The organism is Neptunomonas sp. ABH4_499 (genome assembly GCF_056160565.1).
Genome location: NZ_JBSWXK010000038.1, coordinates 1 through 1,357, shown reverse-complemented (window position 1 = coordinate 1,357; position 1,357 = coordinate 1). Strand labels below are relative to the sequence as shown.

Genomic DNA, 1,357 nt, shown 5'->3' with positions numbered 1-1,357 from the left:
GCGATATAAAATGTGTTTGAATACATCAAAAGTGAGCCCGAAAAAAAACTTTTTTTAGGCGTTAAAGAATATGAAGGAGGACTGTGGGATGGAGTCTTATGGTGTTAAATGTCTAATCCGACAGTCTCGTTATAACTCAATACATTTCGGAGAAATAAGTGATTAAGTTTGGATACACAATTATTTATGTTGCTGATGTAAATGAGGCTCTATCATTTTATGAAAGTGCGTTTGGCATGATTCGAAAGTTCATCACAGAAGAAAAAGATTACGGTGAGCTTAGTACCGGAGAAACAACGCTCTCGTTTGCATCACACGAGCTAGGCGAGTCAAATTTTAAAGGTGGTTATGTCAGCGGCTCCGAATCAGAGAAGCCGCTGGGCACAGAAATCGCTTTGGTTACAGATGATGTCAATTCGGCACATTCAGCGGCCCTAAAGTATGGTGCTACTGAGCTAAAAGCTCCTGAACGTAAACCTTGGGGGCAAATAGTTTCTTATTTGCGCTGTCCATCCGGAGTTTTACTAGAGCTATGTACGCCAATAGCAAGCTAAGTTATAACAATACGCACCAGCCGCGGCGTAGCCGCTGGGACTCGCTCCTTCGTCGCTCGCCGCTGTGCTTTGCGTTAAATAGCCGCGCTCTGAATATGGATGTTGAATCATGAATTGGATGTTACTTAAACTTTTTCGTATACCTATCTTTCTCTTTCTATGTTCATTTGTATTGCTATTCATAGCCATGAACGGTTTTGATGGACTGGGACATAGCTCGCTTTTTAGTGGCATTTCTGATCTATTTGTTAAAGGAATGGCACTACTGAGTATCGCTTTATTTTCTATCAGCGTTTTATGGGCTGTATATTGCGGTTACCGGCTTTGGCGTTGGGACAAAGGCTCCAGTGAGTTCTGCCATAACTGCGGCGGTATTACTGAATTCAAGGACGGCCGTTACGGGCCATATCAAAAATGCTTAATGTGTGGAACGAACAAAAGCATTTAACAAGAATAGGCAATTCGACGCCTGCGGCGCGGTTGCTTTGGGCGTTGAGGCTGTCGGATAAGTTTTGCAGCCCTCGACCTGCGGTCGAATCCTCGGTTACACTGCTTGAAACAAACTTTACCCCGCATGGTGCAACGGATGGCACGCTTCAAACACTACGATTACGAACAGACCAAGATGATTCCGTTGCGGTTTGCAGATCAAATCCAGAAGGGAACCTTCGAATATACCCTTAATCACGTTGTTGATAATGAACTCGACCTTAGTGTGTTTGAATCCCGTTATCGTAACGACCATAACGGTGCACCTGCTTATGATCCTGCGCTTTTATTGAAAATCGTTTTATTTGCCTATT

The 1,357-nt window shown here is 43.5% G+C and carries 2 protein-coding genes; both read left to right on the top strand.

What is annotated here, in order from left to right:
• Positions 1-158 precede the first annotated feature (158 nt).
• Positions 159-554 carry a VOC family protein gene (locus ACXAF9_RS18130; RefSeq protein ID WP_475076819.1) on the top strand — a complete coding sequence of 132 codons (396 nt, stop codon included), beginning with the start codon at positions 159-161 and terminating at the stop codon, positions 552-554.
• 586 nt (positions 555-1,140) lie between these two features.
• Positions 1,141-1,357, top strand: a 217-nt coding sequence (locus tag ACXAF9_RS18125; protein ID WP_475076816.1) for a transposase, incomplete at its 3' end; no start/stop codon positions are given.